1 protein-coding gene and 1 pseudogene are annotated in these 1,323 nt (G+C 73.5%); one reads left to right on the top strand and one right to left on the bottom strand.

The window, feature by feature from the left end; translation table 11 throughout:
- Positions 1 to 251 precede the first annotated feature (251 nt).
- Positions 252 to 992: an FABP family protein gene (locus tag QH283_RS26740; protein ID WP_280505702.1), complete on the bottom strand. Its 741-nt coding sequence runs from the start codon at positions 990 to 992 to the stop codon at positions 252 to 254.
- Between the two features lie 258 nt (positions 993 to 1,250).
- On the opposite strand from QH283_RS26740, the pseudogene QH283_RS26735 reads away from it, so the two are divergent.
- A pseudogene (locus QH283_RS26735) lies at positions 1,251 to 1,323 on the top strand (FABP family protein); the annotation flags it as partial.

Here is a 1,323-nt window from a genome sequence, read left to right as displayed (position 1 = left end):
CGCCCCCGGGGGGGCCCCCCCCCTAACCCCCGCCCCCCCCCCCCCCCCCGCCCCCGCGGCGCCGCCGCCCGGGGCGGGGGCCCGCCCCCCCCCCCCCCCCAACGACTCGGGGGCCGCTCCTTGTGCGGAGGCCGTCGATCGGCCGAGCCCGCGCGCACCGGCCCGACGGCTCCGGGCGGACCGGGGCAGCTCGTCCGGCGGAGACGAGAACGGCCGCCGGGATCGACCGGCGGCCGGAGGTGGCGGGACGTTCAGCCGATGTAGCGCTGGAGACGGGCCGACAGGCGCGGTTCGAGCGGGCCGTCGGCGACCACGCGCTCCTCGACGTAGGCCAGGTCCCCGCCGTCGACGATGCCGTAGAGGCGCTTGGCGCCGCCCACCACGATGCCGGACTGGCTGCGGATCACCACGTCGGTGGCCAGTTCCCAGGAGGCCTGGGTGAGAGCGGTGCCGTAGAAGAGTTCGACGATGCCGTTGCTGTGGGTCAGCAGCAGTTCGATGACCTCGTCGTCGCCGTCGACGCCGATCCGCCAGAAGCCGGTCTCGCGCAGGTCGGGGCCGTCGTACTCGCCCTTGTCGTCGAGGAACCAACTGCGCGACTCCCAGGACAGGTAGTCGCGGCCGTCGTGGGAGACCACGATCTGCTGACCGAAGCGGTAGTCGCCGCGCTCGGGATCGTGGCCCTCGCCCTCACCGCGCCACACGCCGACCATCGGCAGCAGTGCGAGCATGGCGTGGTTCAGATCCGGGCCGAGCCGCAGATTCGCGGTGTCCTCGGGCAGCGGAAGATCCGGCAGCGTCGGAATGTTGCGGCTGCCGGTGGTGGAGGCGCGCTCCGCGGCGTCGGCGATCGCCTTGTCGCCGCTGCGCGCGTTCGCGGCGGTGTCGCTGTTCCCGGGCTCCGCACGGCCGTTCCCGGACTCGGCACTGCCGTTCATGGATTCACTCGCGTGCTCGGCCGGTTCGGAACCTTCGCTCGCGAGACCGCTCATGATTCGGTGAACAACCGGTAGAACACGTACAGACCGAACCACGCGATCAGCACCGACACCAGGATCAGCAGAACTTCGAAGAAGAGGACCACGAGCCGAGTCTATCGAGCCCGGCCGCGGACAGCGAAACGGCCCCGCCGCCACCCCCCCGGGGCGTTACCGCGGGGGCCCCCGGGGCCCGCGGCGCCCCGCGCGGGGGTTAGAAACGCCCCCCCCCGGCCCCCGCCTCACTCCCACCCCCCGCGCGGCCCGCCCCCCGCCTCCACCACCGGCAGCCGCAACATTCCGACGCTGCCGGATCTTCCGCTGCCCGAGGACACCGCGAATCTGC

Source organism: Nocardia farcinica, assembly GCF_029867845.1.
GTDB lineage: Bacteria > Actinomycetota > Actinomycetes > Mycobacteriales > Mycobacteriaceae > Nocardia > Nocardia farcinica_A.
Note: the sequence above shows the minus strand (reverse complement) of the source record. Positions and strands in the feature narration are given on the sequence as shown.